Source organism: Flavobacterium sp. 316, assembly GCF_000967805.1.
Taxonomy (GTDB): Bacteria; Bacteroidota; Bacteroidia; order Flavobacteriales; family Flavobacteriaceae; genus Flavobacterium; species Flavobacterium sediminilitoris.
Map to the genome: position 1 here is coordinate 277,776 of NZ_JYGZ01000007.1, position 17,311 is coordinate 295,086.

At 31.4% G+C, this 17,311-nt stretch carries 17 protein-coding genes and 1 pseudogene; 6 read left to right on the plus strand and 12 right to left on the minus strand.

The features are described 5' to 3' along the window. Window positions 1–89 precede the first annotated feature (89 nt). The 4 genes from SY27_RS16405 to SY27_RS16420 form a co-directional block, all read right to left on the minus strand. On the minus strand, window positions 90–1,358 hold the full coding sequence (locus SY27_RS16405; protein WP_045972347.1) for a chloride channel protein: 1,269 nt from the start codon (window positions 1,356–1,358) through the stop codon (window positions 90–92). Between the two features lie 163 nt (window positions 1,359–1,521). Further along, on the minus strand, window positions 1,522–2,409 hold the full coding sequence (locus SY27_RS16410) for an AraC family transcriptional regulator (protein WP_045972349.1): 888 nt from the start codon (window positions 2,407–2,409) through the stop codon (window positions 1,522–1,524). A gap of 40 nt (window positions 2,410–2,449) precedes the next feature. After that, on the minus strand, window positions 2,450–3,445 hold the full coding sequence (locus SY27_RS16415; RefSeq protein ID WP_235271006.1) for an aldehyde reductase: 996 nt from the start codon (window positions 3,443–3,445) through the stop codon (window positions 2,450–2,452). 266 nt (window positions 3,446–3,711) lie between these two features. Beyond that, window positions 3,712–3,945, minus strand: a complete 234-nt coding sequence (locus tag SY27_RS16420; RefSeq protein ID WP_369793078.1) for a helix-turn-helix transcriptional regulator — start codon at window positions 3,943–3,945, stop codon at window positions 3,712–3,714. 85 nt (window positions 3,946–4,030) lie between these two features. Here SY27_RS16420 and SY27_RS16425 point away from each other — a divergent pair, with 85 nt between their 5' ends. Next, window positions 4,031–5,053 (plus strand): DNA cytosine methyltransferase, encoded by a 1,023-nt coding sequence (locus SY27_RS16425; RefSeq protein ID WP_045972357.1) that lies wholly within the window; start codon window positions 4,031–4,033, stop codon window positions 5,051–5,053. On the opposite strand, the gene SY27_RS16430 is transcribed toward SY27_RS16425, so the two are convergent. The 6 genes from SY27_RS16430 to SY27_RS16455 all read right to left on the minus strand — a co-directional run bounded on the left by SY27_RS16430 (window position 5,039) and on the right by SY27_RS16455 (window position 10,509). After that, complete coding sequence (locus SY27_RS16430; RefSeq protein WP_045972359.1) at window positions 5,039–5,803, minus strand: HNH endonuclease; 765 nt, start codon at window positions 5,801–5,803, stop codon at window positions 5,039–5,041. The genes SY27_RS16425 and SY27_RS16430 overlap by 15 nt on opposite strands. A gap of 163 nt (window positions 5,804–5,966) precedes the next feature. Beyond that, complete coding sequence (locus SY27_RS16435) at window positions 5,967–6,458, minus strand: hypothetical protein (RefSeq protein WP_045972361.1); 492 nt, start codon at window positions 6,456–6,458, stop codon at window positions 5,967–5,969. A 12-nt stretch (window positions 6,459–6,470) separates the two neighbouring features. Then, window positions 6,471–6,902 (minus strand): hypothetical protein, encoded by a 432-nt coding sequence (locus SY27_RS16440; protein WP_045972363.1) that lies wholly within the window; start codon window positions 6,900–6,902, stop codon window positions 6,471–6,473. Between the two features lie 683 nt (window positions 6,903–7,585). Then, a complete protein-coding gene (locus tag SY27_RS16445) occupies window positions 7,586–8,317 on the minus strand; it encodes a hypothetical protein (RefSeq protein ID WP_045972365.1) in 732 nt (243 codons plus the stop codon). Window positions 8,318–8,440: 123 nt separating this feature from the next. Beyond that, the gene (locus SY27_RS16450) at window positions 8,441–9,523 is read right to left on the minus strand and encodes a DUF262 domain-containing protein (protein ID WP_045972367.1); all 1,083 of its coding nucleotides are present in this window, start codon (window positions 9,521–9,523) and stop codon (window positions 8,441–8,443) included. Beyond that, the gene (locus tag SY27_RS16455) at window positions 9,520–10,509 is read right to left on the minus strand and encodes an adenine-specific methyltransferase EcoRI family protein (RefSeq protein WP_045972369.1); all 990 of its coding nucleotides are present in this window, start codon (window positions 10,507–10,509) and stop codon (window positions 9,520–9,522) included. Before SY27_RS16455 ends, SY27_RS16450 begins: the two co-directional genes overlap by 4 nt. A gap of 325 nt (window positions 10,510–10,834) precedes the next feature. Between SY27_RS16455 and SY27_RS16460 the strand changes: the two genes are divergently transcribed. Then, entirely contained in the window at window positions 10,835–11,902 is a 1,068-nt protein-coding gene (locus SY27_RS16460) for a tyrosine-type recombinase/integrase (protein WP_045972373.1), read from the plus strand. Window positions 11,903–11,979: 77 nt separating this feature from the next. Here SY27_RS16460 and SY27_RS19125 read toward each other — a convergent pair whose 3' ends face one another. Continuing rightward, window positions 11,980–12,285 (minus strand): hypothetical protein, encoded by a 306-nt coding sequence (locus SY27_RS19125; protein ID WP_235271020.1) that lies wholly within the window; start codon window positions 12,283–12,285, stop codon window positions 11,980–11,982. Between the two features lies 1 nt (window position 12,286). Beyond that, a pseudogene (locus tag SY27_RS18585) lies at window positions 12,287–12,429 on the minus strand (type II toxin-antitoxin system RelE/ParE family toxin); the annotation flags it as partial. A 46-nt stretch (window positions 12,430–12,475) separates the two neighbouring features. Between SY27_RS18585 and SY27_RS16470 the strand changes: the two are divergent. The 4 genes from SY27_RS16470 (at window position 12,476) to SY27_RS16485 (ending at window position 17,306) form a co-directional block, all read left to right on the plus strand. Continuing rightward, complete coding sequence (locus tag SY27_RS16470; RefSeq protein ID WP_045972375.1) at window positions 12,476–13,474, plus strand: metal-dependent hydrolase; 999 nt, start codon at window positions 12,476–12,478, stop codon at window positions 13,472–13,474. Between the two features lie 193 nt (window positions 13,475–13,667). Beyond that, the gene (locus SY27_RS16475) at window positions 13,668–15,866 is read left to right on the plus strand and encodes a tetratricopeptide repeat protein (protein WP_045972377.1); all 2,199 of its coding nucleotides are present in this window, start codon (window positions 13,668–13,670) and stop codon (window positions 15,864–15,866) included. Then, the gene (locus SY27_RS16480; protein WP_045972379.1) at window positions 15,866–16,603 is read left to right on the plus strand and encodes a LytTR family DNA-binding domain-containing protein; all 738 of its coding nucleotides are present in this window, start codon (window positions 15,866–15,868) and stop codon (window positions 16,601–16,603) included. The genes SY27_RS16475 and SY27_RS16480 overlap by 1 nt, the downstream gene beginning before the upstream one ends. A 133-nt stretch (window positions 16,604–16,736) precedes the next feature. After that, window positions 16,737–17,306 (plus strand): hypothetical protein, encoded by a 570-nt coding sequence (locus SY27_RS16485; RefSeq protein ID WP_045972381.1) that lies wholly within the window; start codon window positions 16,737–16,739, stop codon window positions 17,304–17,306. Window positions 17,307–17,311 lie beyond the last annotated feature (5 nt).

Below are 17,311 nucleotides of genomic sequence, written 5' to 3' on the forward strand. Positions count from 1 at the left end.
TTTAACCTTATGTTTATTAATATTCAATTTGTTTAAATTTAGCACTTTAGCCCGCATTACGCTTATACAATGTTGTATGCCGTATTTTTTCATTCTTTCTCCATTTGTGAACTTATAAAAGGTATTCTCGGAGCTAAAAAATAGCCTGTCAAACTTGCAAATAAGATTGGGATAAAATGTCCAAACCCTGTCAATGTTGCAAGTAAAATGGTTGTACTCATTGGTGTTCGGGTTACGCAAGCGTTAATTGCTGCCATACAGCTAACTATCGCTAATGTCAAATTTATTGTCGGAAATAGTTGATGGATAATTAGTCCTAACGTAGCTCCTACGAAAAACAGCGGAATAATAAATCCACCTCTCCAACCTGATGTTACTGTTATTGAGATGGCTATAATTTTAAAAATCAAAATAGCAAACAATAAAGTCAATGGAAAATTCCCTGAAAGTAGTTCGTTAATTTCGTGATGTCCAAAATATCGGGTTAATGGAAAGTAAAATGCTATGATGCCAAGTAGAATGCCACCAATTAACGTTTTGATGTAAATTGGTATGGGTCTTTTCTCGAAAATTGATTTGAAAAATTTGGTGCAAATAATAAAAGCCCAACCAAAGGCTGCTCCGATTATTGCAAAGAGAATTGCATAGCCAAAATCAAAAATCCCTGAATATTCATATGCAGATAAATCCCAAATAGGGCCAAGTCCCAAATGAATGATTAAAGCGAACACTAAATAACTAAAACAACTTGCAACAAATGCAGGAATAATTGCTTTGTAATACTCAACTGCGTGTTTGTGATGAAGAATTTCTAATGAAAAGAGGCTACCACCCAAAGGCGCACCAAATAAAGCTGTAAATCCTGAAGCCATTCCTGCGATACTTAATGACCTTAATTCTTCTCCTTTTAGTCGAAACAATTTTCCTATCCAAGTTCCTGTTGAGCCTGTTACTTGAACCAATGGCGCTTCGGGTCCGAGACTTCCACCTGACGCAACGCATAGCAATGAAGAGAGAACCATTGAAGGATTGTTTTTAGGGTCAAGTTTTCCTTTATTAAATCGGATATTGTTTACAATCAAATGTATTTCGCCTGGGTCTCCAATGAAATGAATTATCAAACCTGCTAAAAGTCCGCAAATCGCCATTACAGGTATTACTTCCCAACCACTAAAAAAAGCTAATTGATGAGTTAGAAACTCAAGTCCAATCCAATAAGCTCCTGCAATTACTCCACCTATCAATCCAAGTAAAGCCCATAACAAAAAAGTCCGACTGAAAACGAAAGGATTAAATCGGACAGGTTGGTCTAAAATATTTAAATATGTTACTAGTTTTCTTCTTCGTTTTAATTTCACTGTTTCGTTTCTGTTTTATATGGCATACAACGGTCTCGTATAAGAATAGTAGCGGAATATGTAACATCAACCATTCAAATTAGACCTGACCTTAAATAAATAAAAGCGATTCCGATTAAGCACCGAAACCGCTATTATTTTTATACATTGTTAGCCACCGTTCTTATTTCGATTCCAATCTGTATTCAGTCGGTGTAAACCCTGTTTTCTTTTTGAACAATCTGCTGAAGTAATGTGGGTATTCAAACCCTAATTCAAAAGCGATTTCTGAAATGGATTTATCGCTTAATATCAGTTCTTTTTGAGCTTTCTCAATAATATAAGTGTGAATATGTTCGATTGTAGAATTTCCTGTGGTCGTCTTTAAAAAATCACTCAAATAGTTAGCAGAAAGGTTTAGTTTCTCTGCCAATTGTTCAACTGTTGGTAGCTTACTATTGTCTGTAAAAGCCGATTTCAATTCAGCTTTAAAATTTGAGAAAATGGAAGAGTTAACTTCATTTCTTACTATAAATTGTCTCGCATAATATCTGTCAGAATATGTAAATAGAAGTTCCAAGTTTGATAGCACAACTTGCTTACTATATTTATCGATGGGCAACTGATATTCCTTTTCTATGTTTTGGAAAATGTCCTCTATTGATTTTTCTTCATCTTTAGATAAGTGAAGCCCTTCATTAACAGCATATTCAAAAAAGCCATATTCGTCAATGCTCTTTTCAAATTTTGTACTATTTAAAAGTTCTTTATGGAAAAAAAGAATCCAACCATTCGCATTTTGTATTAAATCAGAACTAAATTCCATTAGCTGGAAAGGTGCTGTAAATCCTAAAGCACCTTCTTGAAAGTCATAATTGGTTCTACCATATTTTATATATCCATTGAGATTCTTTTTTAAACCAACGGTAAAAAAGTCATAGGTCATCTTTTCTGGAAAACTTTCTGAATCCAAATTCAACTCTTCAATTCTGTGTATGCTGAATAAAGGGTGTTTCGGTTCTTTTAGTTCTGCTAATTTATGAAGTTGATGAATTGTTTTGATATGTACCATCTTTTGTTATGCTCTTTATTTGAAGGGAAATTTAAAGCTTTCATTTAACAATCTTTAGGTTCTTAAGACTGTGTGCTGTATCTTTTACTGACACTTGTAAAGAAATTGGATTCCAATTGAGTTCTTTTTTTATCTTGGAATTGTTAATAGTTCTCTTTGCTCCCAAATCATTGAGAATAGATTTTGTTTCTTTATCAAAAATACTGAAAAGCTTTACCATAAAATTAGGTAACGTTTTAGATGGTATTTTGTCGTTTGGGAATTCTTCTCTTAGAATTTCTGCAATGTCTTTAAATTCCATATACCCATTAGCACATAAGTAACGTTTACCTGATGCATTTGGATTTTCTAACGCCTTGATATGTGCATCCGCAACAGCTCTTACATCTGCCATTTCAAAACCAATTTTTGGCATAGCTGGCATACTTCCATCCATCATTTTCTTTACTAGATTTGCGGAAGTACCATAATCGTCTTTGTCCAAAATTGGGCCAAGTATTGCTCCTGGAAGAATGGTAACAAGTTCTGATGCATTTTGATTTGCATTAACGAAATCCCAAGCTGCTTTTTCGGCAATAGTCTTACTTCTAAAGTAAGGTGTTGTATCATTCAGGTTTTTTATGTTCGTCCAATCCTCTTCCGAAAATTCACCATTTTTTCTTTCTCCATAAACCACTGCTCCTGTTGATGATGTTAGTACAACTCTTTTTACTTTTGCCTTTGTTGCTGATTTTAAAATGTTTAGTGTCCCATTTTTTGCAGGTAGTATTATGTCGTCTTCGTTCTTGGGTAAAGTTGTTGGGAATGGCGAAGCTATGTGTATTACATAGTCAATCTCAGTCATTGCCTTCGTCCATTTCTCTTCAGAGTCTGAAAGGTTAATTTCGTAGAATGTCAGGTTATCAATATTTGTAGTGTGTTTAGCAATTATTTCCCGAATGCTTTCTGCCCTTTTTTTATCACGTAAAGTTCCTTTTACCTGATAGCCTTTGTTTAACAGTTGAATGGTGGTGTGAGAACCTAAAAATCCTGTCACACCTGTCAATAGTAATTTCTTATTTTCCATAATCCTTATATTAAATTTCTACAAAGTAAACAGAGAAACTACTATTGAATTCAATACATATTACGGAAGTTTAAACACAGAATACGGTTTCCTCTAATGGTGGCTAACGGTTAGTATATGAAAAGTAGGCGATTTCGAAGCACGAAACTTTCGGTTAAGCACGGACTTTGATGCGAGCCAAAATCCTTGATTTTATTACTGTTTCGCCTATTTTTTATATACATTGTTGTGAGCAGTTATTTTTTACTTTTTTGCAATAATTCTCGTACATCAACATCAAGAACTTCGGCTATTTGATATAATAAGGGAATACTAGGTTGCTTATTATTATTACAATAATTAGTTACGACAACATAGCTCTTATCTATCTGTTTTGCTAACCACGTTTGTGTTCTGCCTTGTGACTCTAAAATTTCTTTAATTTTATTCACTATAATTTGATTGCGTTTTTTAATATACAAATGTATCAATAAACAATATGTTAATAAAAAAAGAGTCCAAAATATTTGATTGTATTAAAAAACAATATATATTTGTGTTGTTAAACGATAAAATATGAGCAATTCATTTACATTTTCAGATTTATGTGCAGGCATAGGAGGTTTTAGACTTGGTTTGGAATCAATTGGGGGAAAATGTATTTACTCTGCGGAGTTTAATGATGATTGCGAAAAGACTTATTCTGCCAATTATGGAGATAAGTTTGATTTTAAAGATGTAACAAAAATTGATGCAAGTACTTTTCCATATGTAGATGTTTTTTGTGCTGGGTTTCCGTGTCAACCATTTTCTATTGCAGGAAACAGAAAAGGATTTAGTGACCCAAGAGGAGAAATATTTTTTAAGTTGGCAGAAATAATAGAAGTAAGTCAGCCAAAAATTGTATTTCTTGAAAATGTGACAAACCTTGTTAGAATTGAAAAGGGTAGAGTTATGAGGGATATTTTAACAATTTTAGATGATATTGGTTATAATGTAGCTTATGACATTTTAGATAGTTCAGATTTTGGTGTTGCTCAAGCAAGAAAGAGAGTTTATATAGTTGCCAAAAGAAAAGATTTAGGTGATTCCCCATTTTTGTTTACTAGGAAAACGAAAGGTAAAGTCGGTTTCAAATCAATATTAGAGAAGGGAGATAACTCAATTCCATTATCTGACAAGTGGCAAACTTATATAGACTTATATACTGGCGTAATTAATGAGAATGATATTGATTTTGAAGTGCCAAAAACTAGAAAGAAATTAGAAAGAGCGGATTTACAAGCAGATTTATTTGATTGCGTTTTACAAATACGTTCAAGTGGGATAAGAGCCTTGTCGATAGATAAGCCGTTACCGACTTTTGCAGTTAGTATTAGTGGTGGAGGAGCAATGATACCTGTTTATACTGGTGAAAGACGACATTTAAGTTTAGTTGAAATGAAACGTTTGATGGGCTTCCCCGATGAGTTTGAATTTCCTGTATCAAGAACAAATGCAATAAAACAATTAGCAAATGCCGTTTGTCCGCCTGTTATTGAGTCTATTGGCAAAGATATTTTGAAACAAATCGAGTTTAGTCCATTACTTGAAGTCTGAGCGTTTGGCTAATAAATCTTCAATATTTTCTTTTGTTGGACTAATTGTCCTACTATTTTCTGGATAACATAAAGCACAATTTGTATCGCAATTTGGTAATGTACAAATATTACAAATTTGCCATTTAGATTTATTGCAATAAAAACATAACCCTTGATAGTTTTCAAGCTCACTATTTCCACCTTTTTCAACTGGAATTCTGTGGTCGAATACTTCTCTGCGTCTATCTTTAGCATACGTGGTTTTTTGTAATTTGTCTTTTGTGACAATGTTTGAACCACAAAAATTGCATTTGTTTTTTTGATTCTCTCGAATCTTTATTTTTTGTTGAGCATTTGGAGCTTTACGAAATGCCTTTTTAGATATTGAAAATAGTTTTGGATGGTCTTCTTTTTTGAGTGTGTATTTTTGACTAGAACCAATTCTACCACCTTTTAGGTTGTCAATAAATGTAAAGCCTTCTTCATTCCATAATTCGCTATAAGGTTTATTAGCATCTCCGTAATAGTCTTGAACATAGCTTGGTGGCAACTTATCTTCTAAAATTGCTCTGATTTCATTAATTGTTGTATTTCCTTGTGCAATATCAGATTCAGAACCTTCTCCGTTTTTTAGTAAAACAAGAAGTGCGATAATAGTTCTTCTTTTTGTAATATGTATTTTTCTACCATCATTAAATTCAATGAAATATCCATTTATTTCTTTGTCCTTGCTTTTGTATATTTCTTTGATGTCTGTTAGTTTCAGCATATGTTTGTTTTAATTGCTCACAACGTTTTGCAGCTTGCAGAAGTGGCGGACTTTCAGCACCAAAGTTACTGAAAATTCCTTTACTTTGATATAGCACTTTCGTTTCAAAAAAAGCCCACAACCCGCCATTTTTGCAAACTGCTGTTAGCAGATGTTGTAATTGTTATTTGTTAGTTTTCGTTACTTCATCGTATTTCAATTCCACTTTTTTGTCGCCATCATATTCAACAATCACCAAGTTAGAATTTACACCAATAATTTTTCCGTCAGTAAGTTTTCCTTTTCTTTTAAAAACTACGCTGTCGCCAACATTTAAAATAACTTTTGCGTTTGCTTCTGTTGAAACATTTATTAAAGTATTTTGTGTTCCCCAAACATCACCAACAACTTTGACTTTTTTTCCGTTACTTTTCACATAAACTTTTACGTTTCGCAAAAATTCGCCTTCATATTTTTTGGTTAAGTTATCAACTGCTTGTTCCATTGCGTCAGCGTCTGCTTCGGCAACTGCTTCAACTTCACGAGTTAATAATGTATATTTTTTGCTGTCATCAACATTTCTGTTTCCGATTGTTGTTAAATCTCCAATTCTGTTCCAACTTCCGCAACTTGCTAAAGTCAAAGTTAATCCTAAAAGTATAATTCTGTTTTTCATTCTATTTTCTAATTAATTTACAATAATTGAGCTTGTTATCATTTGTCCTTTTGCGATATTATAAGTTGGATGCGAAACACTTTTCCAAATATAACCGCCTGAACCATTAGAAACAAATGCTTCAAAATAATAAGTTGTTGGTGTTGTGCTTGTAACCATAGTGTTTAAATCAAAATAAGCTAAACCATTTGCATCAGTTGTAATTTGTTTTTTGATTGGAGGCAAAGCAGAGGATGAAGTTACTGGTTGGTCAAACATCATTATTATGTAATTTGGTTTGTTAACTCCTGCTGAAGTTATTGCAGTTAATTTTACCCAAGTATTTGTTGTAGTTGATGAACCTCCGCCTGTTTCTGTTGAACTTGAATCGTCATCTTTTGAGCAAGAAATTGTAAAAATTGTAACTAATGCTAAAATTGTTGCTTTGAAAAAATTTGTTTTCATTAAAATAGATTTTTGTTTTGTGCTTACTTTATTTTATGCTTTTTTGGTGTAAAAAGTCATTTTTGGCTTTCGGTTGTTCAGCTAATTTCCCGCCGTTAAAGATATTTCTCAAGTTTTGAATTTTGAAGATTTTCCTTGTTTCTACTCGGTTTCTCAACAATATCTGCTAACGTTTTGCAGCTACAAGAAGTTGCGTACTTCGTACACTAACAATTACAAATATAAACAAAACATTGATTCAACAATTACCTTTTCCGATAAAAAACCATACCTAGCAATTTCTTGTAACTGCTGTTGTAGGCAGTACTTCTTTTAAAGCACTACATTTCAATTCCAACGTATTAGGCAGTTTCTTTCGGCAGTTCGGTAGTTTTCTAAAAATGTATGACATATATCTAAAAATGTATGACATAATTCTTCTGATGTATGACATAAATCTAAAAATGTATGACATATTTCTTTTGATGTATGCTATATATCTAAAAATGTATAGCATAATTCTTTTGATGTATAGGAGTTTTCTAAATTAGTACGCTATATTTCTTTTGATGTATCGCATATATCTAAATGAGGTAGCAAGAAATCTAAATAGGGTAGGGAACAATCTAAATAAAAATAACAAAAGACTTATTGCGTGAGCAATAAGTCTTTTTGTTTTTTCTTTCTTTTCTCTTTAGGTTATATTATAATCTTGGTTTGTTAAATTTTATTCCACTAACTTGATTGTATTGCGGACTGCTTGCTCCAAAAACTGACTTAACATACTTTTTAACTTCGCCCGCTGTTTCATAAATTCCGTTCTCGCTTGTGTATAGGGTTTCGTTTCTTGCAATTCTTGAATTACTGATATTAGTATAGGCAGTTGCAACGGCTGTATTTTTTGTATTAAGGTCTGCAATTTTTGCGTTTAATGTTGCGACTTGTAATTCGGTTTCGTTTGGTGTGTATGTTGGCTCTGCTTCTAAAACTGATTTAAGACCTGAAAAGTGTTGAATTAATTGGTCGTAAGATTGTTGGCTTGTAGAAATTGTTGTTGGTGCTGGTGCGTTTGGGTCTGTTGGTGTTTGTGTTGAAGATGCTTTTTTGCCTTGCATTTTGCGATTAAAACCTTTTGCATCATCTATTGTTTCATCAGAAGCATCGGTTGTTTGTAATGCGTTTACTAAACGAGTAGATAATGACTTTAGATTGCCGAAGGCAATCATACGTTCATTTACTTTGTTGTTGTAAACAGTGTTTTTTGAAATTACGTCTGTTAGTTTTGTTTCTGCCGTTGCTTTTAAAGCAATAAGTTGAGGCAGTTTAAGACTGTTTTTTGATGGATTATAAGTTGCTCCATACCCAGTAACAAACTCGATTAAATCTTGAAAGTTTGCTACATTTTTTGCGTGACCTACTTCTGATGTTGATGCCATAATAAAAATGTTAAAGAGTTAATGATAAATCAAAAATAATAAAAAAAACTTTTGAAAATCAAAGTGATAAATAAAAAAATGGCTAACCGAAAGATTAGCCTTTTTATAATTAATAAAGAGTAATTATTTACCTGATTTTCTCCTATTATCTTCTCTACACAACATTTGACAATTTTCGGAATTTGTTTTACCACCTTCGTGCCAAGGTGTAATGTGGTCGGCTTCCATTTCTTCAATTTCAAAATGTTCTTTACACACTATACAAATTCCTTTCTGTTTTTCATAAGCTTCTCTTTTTTGGTTTTGGCTAAAAGAGCGAATATTTAAATATTTTTCTTTGCGAGTTAAAACATAAACGTAAATTCCTTTTTTACTTCCAATATCTTCATCCTCCATTAATTCTGAAATTTCAACTTCTAATTTTTTAGAATCAAATTTTTTGTCTTTAAATTCATTATAAAGAAAACCCCATTCAATGCCTTTCATTTCTCTGCGATATTTTGGAAAAACTATTTTAACCCAACTTATAACTGCTTGAAAATATAGCCAGATTTCATTTGAATTTGGTTCATGTTGATTTTTAGCCATATACCCTTTTATGTCGTCTTGGCTAATCCATTTTATGGTTGTTTCTAAATATTCTTGTCTGATTGCGGAACCATTTAGATAGTCACTACCTAAACTAAAAGCTGGGCAATTACTTTTACTAAAATGTCTTTTAGCATCTGAAACCCATGAACCTGAATAAACTGCGTTTTTTAATTCTTGATCTGTTAGTTTTTCTCCTGCAATATTTATCGTTTCAAACCATTCTAATTTTTCACTATCTGGACCAGTGCACAAATAAACCATTAATTTATAGTTCAATAATTGTTCTTTTTCGTCTTTTTGAAGATTATGAAAATATCTACCATTAAATGCAAAATCTCCTTCAACATATTGGCAAATCGAAATAGTACGTTGTTGACCATCTATAACTTCGAAATTACCGTCTTCTTGAACTGCCCAATACATAACATTTAAAGGGAAATCTTTTGTAATTGTGTCTATAACTGCATCTCTTTGCTTCTCTTTATAAATAAATTCTCTTTGATAAGCAGGTCGTATATCTAATTTACCACCAAACCCAACTACACCACCTTCTTCGTTGTCTTCATAACCGTTTGTTAATTCTCGTACAGTTATTTCTTTAAGTTCTATGTTCATAGTTTTTTGTTCTTTATTAATATTCGAGCATATATTTTTTTTCCATTTACATATGGATATCCAAAATTGAAATCATCTATTTTAGTTGTAGCCATTTGACCTATTATCTCAAATTGGTCAGGATTAAATTTGTCTAAAAAAGTAATTGGAACACCCATAATACCTTCATAATCCATAGGAATATCTTTTGTTTTATTTACATTGATTGCTTCAAAATTATCATAATTAGGATATTCTTCTGGTGTATATTTTTTGTAGAGTATTATATCTTCGTGTCTTTTAGTTGTATCCAAATTTGTCAACCATAAACAATTATTTGTAGCGACTATTCTATTGCCTTCATCATCAATACGAGCTTCTGTGCCGTATAATTCATAGTGTTTTGGCACAATAAAGCCTGAAATACCACGCCCCATATTGACACCTAACCAAGCTTTATTCTCTTTGATTATTTTAAATATCTCTTTATATGAAATAGCGTTAATATTCCCAATAATTAAGAATTTTTTATCATAATCTATTAGTTGTGAAACATATTCTCTAAATAGAGAGAAGGGTGGGTTTGATACCACAATGTCAGCTTGTTTTAAAAGCTCAATACTTTCCTTACTTCTGAAATCTCCATCACCTTTTAATTGTTTTATACCAATTTCTTGTGTGTCAGGAACATTATTACCATTTTTATCACCATTATACTCCAAGAATATTGCACTTTCAGAGTCATTTTTACTAAATAAGTCAATGCTTTGATTTTTGTAGCAAGTTGCGATTAATTTTTTTAACCCTAATTTTTCAAAATTATATGAAAAAAAATGGAAGAAATTACTAACTCTCGGGTCATCACAGTTGCAAAAAACAACTTTGTTTTTGAAATGTTTTTTATAGTGCTTTAATTCTCTTTCAATGTCAGAAAGTTGAGTATAAAATTCGTCATTTTTACCTTTTTTTGCTGAAGTCAACATTGAGTGCTCTATTTTTCTTGCCATATTTCTTTAATCTTAATTAGATTTTAAACAAAAATAGTTTATTAAAATGATTTTACAATTTTTGTTTTGTAGAAAAAAAAATGTGTTTTGAAATTTCAAAACACATTTTCTTATATTTTTTTTCTGCGTTTCGTGTAGCTCGAGTATTGCCTACAACACAAATATATACGAAAGTTTTTAATAAATTAAAAAAGCGTCAACAAAATAATCAAAAACCTATAAATCACAACTATTCAGGTCGTTGCATCGTGATTATAGTTTGCGTAATTGGTATATATAATTAAAAAATATTATATTTACAGTTGTAATATATATTAATTGCGCAATGGATTTAAAGCAATATAATTTAAATTTTGGCATGCATCACAATAAAAATGTGATTTTGATTAGCTTTCCATACACGGTGGCTCTCAAAACACAATTGAGAGAAAAATTTCCGTCTGCAAAGTGGAGCGCAACCAAAAAAGCTTGGTATTTGCCCGATTTTCCTAGTGTAAGAGAACAGTTGGGCTTGTTACCAAAAAATAATTTCGAAAATTATTTTCAAAAAGCACACCCTATCAACCATCGCGCACTCACTTTGTTTATCGAGCGATTAGAGCTAAAGGTGTACAGCAGCAACACCATCAAAGTATATTTGAGCGAGTTTACGCATTTGTTGTCCATCATCAAAAATTATAATGTTGATTTGTTGACACCAGATCATCTCAAAGCTTATTTTTTGTTTTGCCTAAAAAATGACCGTGCTAAAGAGCGAAAAATGAACGGAAAAATCAATGCCATCAAGTTTTATTTTGAACAAGTGTTGTATCAGCCCAAAATGTTTTTTGATATTCCGCGACCAAAAAATCCGCAAACGCTACCCAAACATTTGTCTAAACCCGAAATCAAACGTATCTTTCAAAGTGTAAATAATCCTAAACACTTGCTAATTCTCAAAATGGTTTATGGAATGGGGTTGCGGCTAAGCGAGGTAGTCAATCTCAAAATAGAAGACATCAATAGCGATGATATGCTCGTGCGTATCGAAGGAGCAAAGGGCAAAAAAGATAGGGTGGTTAATCTCCCCAGTAGCGTGTTGCAAGACATGCGCAATTATTACAAAGAATTTCAACCCAAGTTTTACTTGTTTAATGGTCAGTATGGTGGTAAATACTCTAACCGCAGCGTGCAAAATATTTTTAAAACAGCTATGAAAAAAGCGGGTGTTAACAAGCGCATCGGTGTGCATGGTTTGCGCCACAGCTATGCCACTCATTTGCTGGAGAGTGGTGCCGATTTGCGTTACATTCAAGAACTTTTGGGACATTACAATATCAAAACTACACAAATTTACACTCATGTTTCTGACGTTTCTAAAAGCAAAATCAAAAGTCCGTTAGATTCTTTGTAAAACCATTTATCAATCACCCCAATAAATGTGCAACAATAAAATACCAACTGGCAATAGTAACAAATGATAGCGGTATGTCATAGCTCACCATCATATTGCTTAATTTGGGTTTTAGTCCGTAAGTTGATGCCAATTGTGCCGGTCATCATTGGTGCTATGGCTGCTTCGATGATGCGTACTTTGGGGGCATCTATCAACACTTCATTATCCACATTGGGCGAATCGAATTCGGTTCTTCTTACAAAATTATTGCCTTCTCTCGCTTTTCTTAATAGTAGTCCAATTTTAAAAGACTCGAAATCTCTGTCAAGTTCATCTCTGCGTTCCGTTCCTTTTTTTCCATAAACAGAATCTTTTATTTCTTTCCAGCGTTTAGTTTCCATTTTATTTCTTTTTTTCTTTGTAATACATTTCCATTAAATTCAACGCTTTGTCAATTTCATTTTTGGTGTTTTCTGTGTCTTTTTTTGAAAACCGTTTAAAAGAATGACCAATTTTTCTTTATCAAAAAAGCAAAAAATCCGCCAAAAAAATCATTAAATTAGCAGACCAAAACACCAAGCTCGATACATCATGGATTCCTTTACACAAATTGTTTTAGGTATTGCAACAGCAGAAATAGTAGCAGGCAAAAAATTACAAAATAAAACATTCTGGTATGGCGCTATCTTAGGTACTATTCCCGATTTAGATATTATAGTTGGTAAATTCATGAGCAATGTTGACGGTGTAGCTATTCACAGAGGAATAAGTCATTCTTTGCTCTTTTTTTTATTTTTAACACCACTTTTAGGCAGATTAATTGCAAAAATAGAAAGAGGAAAAATAGACTTTAAATCGGCTTCTTGGATGGTTTTTTGGTGCTTAACAACACACGTATTCTTAGACTTGTTTACTTCTTGGGGCACTCAAATTCTATGGCCATTACATTATAGATTTGCTCTAAAAACAATATTCGTAATCGATCCATTATACACAATTCCGTTATTCATTTCATTAATTTATGTTTGGAAAAACAAAGAGCATTTCATTCGAAAAAAATATGTGTACAAAGGTTTACTCATCAGTTCTGGCTATTTACTACTAACGTGTATAGTAAAATTAGTAGCGGTACATCAGTTTGAAAAAGCATTGAAACAACAAAACATTGTGTACCAAGAACTCATTGTAAAGCCCACTGCTTTTAATACCATACTATGGAATGCTAATATTGCAACCGTTGAGGGTTATTTCTTAGCTGATTATTCCTTTTTTGATACACAACCTATATCTTTCACATATTACGCTAAAAACAATGTTTTAGAAGAAAAAGTAAAACCGATTGAAGACTTTCAGAAATTAAAACAAATAAGCGAAGGATGGTATTTAATTACAGAAAGCAATCACAACCTTTATTTTAATGATTTACGCTTTGGTTTATTAAATAACAATCCCGAACATCCTCAATTTGCTTTTAGTTACCTATTTGTATCAGATAATAACGGACAATTTATTGCAAAAGAAGTTCCTAAAGAAAAGCGAGATGGAAAGGCATTATTAAAAAAGATTTTCACACGCTTAAAAGGCAATTGATTTTTATAGAAGTCAGTACTCCGTTTTCGTTTTCAGTTTTACAAGTAGTTAGTCTTATAAAATTTAATACTTTACTTTTTTTATTTATAAGAGGTTGAAAGCATGGAAATGTAAAAAAGTTGTATGGTTCTTTTATTATTAAGTTATGAATTAATTTTAATAACTTATTTTTGGACTACACCAATTCAGAATAATGTTTTTAAACCATTCTAATATTAATTTTAAAACTATCATAACATTCAGTTTTTTACTGATTGTACAGCTTTTATACAGCCAAAATAATAAAATTGACAGCCTTAAAATTGAATTAAATAATTATAAGTTTAACGACACCATTCGAGTAAACTTACTATGCGATTTAGCACATGTAACGCTTCAAACAGATATAAAATTAATTAAGCGATATCTTGAAGAAGCCGAATCTATAAGTAATACTTTGAAGTATGATAAAGGTAAGGCAAGAGTATTTTATCTAAAAGGAATACTTGAAAATATAAACTCTAATTATGATTCAAGTTTACAATTTTTTAATAAAGCTCTTAAATACTATGAGTCAGTAGATGATAAAAAAGGAATTGCAGATGTATATACTGCTTTTGGTATTACAAATTACGATTTATCTCAGTATAAACAAGCCTTAGAAAACTATAAAAAAGCTACTATTATTTATAAAGAGTTAGACAATAAAAGAGCTATTGCAACAAGTTTAATAAACTCTGGAAACGTATATTCTGAATTAGGCAGTTATAATGAAGCTATTTCAAACTATAAAGAGGCCTTACATTTGAGTAAAATTATAAATGATGAAGATGGTATTTCTTATGTACAAAGTAATTTAGGAACAGTATATAAAAGTCAGGGTAATTATTTTTTAGCAATAGATAATTTTAATAAAAGTTTATATTATGATGAAAAAACAAAAGACACTTTAGGAATTGCGCATAAACTAAATGATATTGGAGAGGTTTACAGTTTTTTAAACAAACAGAATAAGGCTTTAGTTTATCATAAAAAATCATTGGATTATTCAATAAAACTGGGATATAAAAGGCTTATTGCTGTTAATAATATTAATATTGGAAATATTTACCTACAAAATAATGAGTATGAAAAAGCAATACAATATTTTGAAAAAGCACTTAGAGCAAGTGAAGAAATAAATGATTTGAAGCAGGCTTCAATAGCATATATCAATATTGGAAAAATTCATTCAATTCAAAATAAACCCATAATAGCTCGTAAAAATTATACTATAGCAAAAAAAATTAGCCAAGAAATAAATAATAAACGGGTACTTTGTACAAGTATTTTGGGAATTGCTCAAACCTATTTGTATGAGAATGAAAATAAAGAAGCTCTTTTATTTGCTCATGAGGGTAAAAAAATGGCAAAAGAATTAGACTTGTTGGAAAACCAAAAAGAGGCTTCAAAATTACTTTCAGAAATCTATAAAAATATAGGTGATTATAAAAATGCATTATTAAACCAAGAGCAATTTAAAGTTTTAAGCGATAGTATTTTGAATAAAGATAATATTGAAAAAATTACACAATTAGAATACGAATATAAATACAAAAAGGAACTGGATGATGCAGCAGAACGAGAAATAAAATTAACTAAAACAGTGGCATCAACTTCAAAAGACTTAGAAAAATCGCAACGTAATTTGTTACTTGGTATTATAACATTTTTAATTGTTGCAATGGTTTTGAGTAGTATAATATTCTTTTTAAAACTTAGAAATTCAAAAGCTAAAACACAAAATATCATTACCGAGCAGAAATTGTTGCGCACGCAAATGACACCGCATTTTATTTTCAATTCACTTTCGGTTTTACAAGGCATGATTTTGAATAAGGAAGAATCAAAATCGGTAAGCTATTTGTCGAAGTTTTCAAAACTGTTGCGTATTACGTTAGAAAATTCAAGAGATAAAACAGTTTTACTTTCGCAAGAATTAGAAGCGGTTAAAAATTATTTAGCACTACAGCATATTGAAAACGATAAGATTACTTTTCAATTAAATGCAGATAATACAATTGAAACTAATAAAATAAAAGTGCCACCTATGTTGATTCAACCCTTTGTGGAGAACGCTATTGAACACGCTTTTAATAAACAGAAAGAGAATTGTATCATAGAAATTAAGCTTACTTTGGTCGATTCTAAACTAATTTGTGTAATTTTAGATAATGGAATAGGTGTCGATTCGAGTGAGAGAAATTTCAATCAAAACAAAAAATCGTTGGCAACAAAAATTACAAAGGAACGTTTAGGTTATTTGTCAAAAGATTTTAAAATGGAGGCTTCGATTGCTATTGAAGACAGAAGTAAATATGATGCACAAGGAACGCAAGTAACCATTGAAATGCCCTATACTAAAACCGTATAATGAGATCAATAATTGTAGAAGACAAAGAATACATTAGAAAAGGATTAATTAATTTACTGGCTATTATTGATGCTGATGTTGAGGTAATAGGCGAGTGCGAATCGGTTCAGGAAGCTGTTATTGTTACGAAAACCTGTAAACCTGAATTGGTTTTTCTCGATATTAATTTAGCCGATGGAACTGCTTTTGATTTTTTAGATAAAATTGGAACTATCGATTTTAAAATCATTTTCATTACGGCTTACGAAGAATATGCTTTAAAAGCTTTAAAAATTGGTGCGGTAGACTATTTGCTAAAGCCTGTTGATGTTGAAGAACTTAAAATTGCGTTACAAAAAGTAGCAAAATTATCAACTGCCGATCAAAAGAATCAAATTGCCAAAGCCAAACAAGTTTTTAATAACGAAGGCAATCATATTATTTTATCTTTTCACGATAGTTATCAAGTAATTAATTTAGACGAACTCATCTATTGCGAATCTGATAAAGGGTACACCACTTTTTATTGTAGTGATGGGAATAAGCATTTGGTTTCAAAAACGCTTAAAGATTTTGAAGACCGTTTGTTAGAAGCTAACTTTCAACGTCCGCATCAATCGTTTATGATTAATATGAAGTTTGTAGATAAATACGACAAAGCAGGAACTATTCATTTAAAAAACGGAACAAAAATTCCTGTTTCCTCTCGAAAAAAAGAAACCTTTCTTTCTTCTTTATTCAACTGGAATAAGAAATAACGACATTTTTTAAAATCACATTTTTACTATACTTTAACGAATATTGATTGTAACATATCAGATATTGGTTTGCTATTTCGTGTTGTGTTTTCAATGTATACTTTTGATTGGTAACATTTTAAAAACACACAATATGAAAAAGATTTGCTTTATAGCTTTATTGCTTTTATCAACACTAATTTTAATCTCTTGCGGTGGCGGAAGTGCTAAACAAGAAGCGACAGCTAAGGGGTTTTCAGAAATTGAAAATCAAATTAAAGATGAATTTGGTAACGATGCTTATTATACCGATTTATCAATTACCTACAATGAATCTATTGGTAATATTGTTAGTATAACGGTTACTAAAAATCCGGAATCTTTACAAATGGAGCAATGGAACCAAACGCAGGACAATTGGAACCAAACATCAGATGTTACTATAGAAATTCCAGAGGAAACAAAAGCTGCTGACTTTATGTTTCAACTGAACGATGCAGTTAATTTAAAAAGACTAGGCGAATTAGTTGAAAAATCAAAAATCCAACTTACCAAAGAGAAAAATATAGAGAATCCTAAATTACATATAGCTTCTGTAAAATTTCCAGATAATGGCGATGTTTCAAAAGCGGAGTATGTAGTAATGCTTCAACCTGAAAATGGAGGCACAACTTTTAGTTTCTATTATTCTTTAGCAGGAGAATTAAATGATATAAAATATTAATTAAG

What these genes read in the sequence shown, in the direction of transcription:
- SY27_RS16475 (WP_045972377.1), top strand. Translation starts at nt 13,668, where the DNA reads ATGTTTTTAAACCATTCTAATATTAATTTTAAAACTATCATAACATTC.
- SY27_RS16470 (WP_045972375.1), top strand. Translation starts at nt 12,476, where the DNA reads ATGGATTCCTTTACACAAATTGTTTTAGGTATTGCAACAGCAGAAATA.
- SY27_RS16410 (WP_045972349.1), bottom strand. Translation starts at nt 2,409, where the DNA reads ATGGTACATATCAAAACAATTCATCAACTTCATAAATTAGCAGAACTA.
- SY27_RS16485 (WP_045972381.1), top strand. Translation starts at nt 16,737, where the DNA reads ATGAAAAAGATTTGCTTTATAGCTTTATTGCTTTTATCAACACTAATT.
- SY27_RS16450 (WP_045972367.1), bottom strand. Translation starts at nt 9,523, where the DNA reads ATGAACATAGAACTTAAAGAAATAACTGTACGAGAATTAACAAACGGT.
- SY27_RS16435 (WP_045972361.1), bottom strand. Translation starts at nt 6,458, where the DNA reads ATGAAAAACAGAATTATACTTTTAGGATTAACTTTGACTTTAGCAAGT.
- SY27_RS16440 (WP_045972363.1), bottom strand. Translation starts at nt 6,902, where the DNA reads ATGAAAACAAATTTTTTCAAAGCAACAATTTTAGCATTAGTTACAATT.
- SY27_RS19125 (WP_235271020.1), bottom strand. Translation starts at nt 12,285, where the DNA reads ATGGAAACTAAACGCTGGAAAGAAATAAAAGATTCTGTTTATGGAAAA.
- SY27_RS16460 (WP_045972373.1), top strand. Translation starts at nt 10,835, where the DNA reads ATGGATTTAAAGCAATATAATTTAAATTTTGGCATGCATCACAATAAA.
- SY27_RS16480 (WP_045972379.1), top strand. Translation starts at nt 15,866, where the DNA reads ATGAGATCAATAATTGTAGAAGACAAAGAATACATTAGAAAAGGATTA.
- SY27_RS16455 (WP_045972369.1), bottom strand. Translation starts at nt 10,509, where the DNA reads ATGGCAAGAAAAATAGAGCACTCAATGTTGACTTCAGCAAAAAAAGGT.
- SY27_RS16430 (WP_045972359.1), bottom strand. Translation starts at nt 5,803, where the DNA reads ATGCTGAAACTAACAGACATCAAAGAAATATACAAAAGCAAGGACAAA.
- SY27_RS16425 (WP_045972357.1), top strand. Translation starts at nt 4,031, where the DNA reads ATGAGCAATTCATTTACATTTTCAGATTTATGTGCAGGCATAGGAGGT.
- SY27_RS16445 (WP_045972365.1), bottom strand. Translation starts at nt 8,317, where the DNA reads ATGGCATCAACATCAGAAGTAGGTCACGCAAAAAATGTAGCAAACTTT.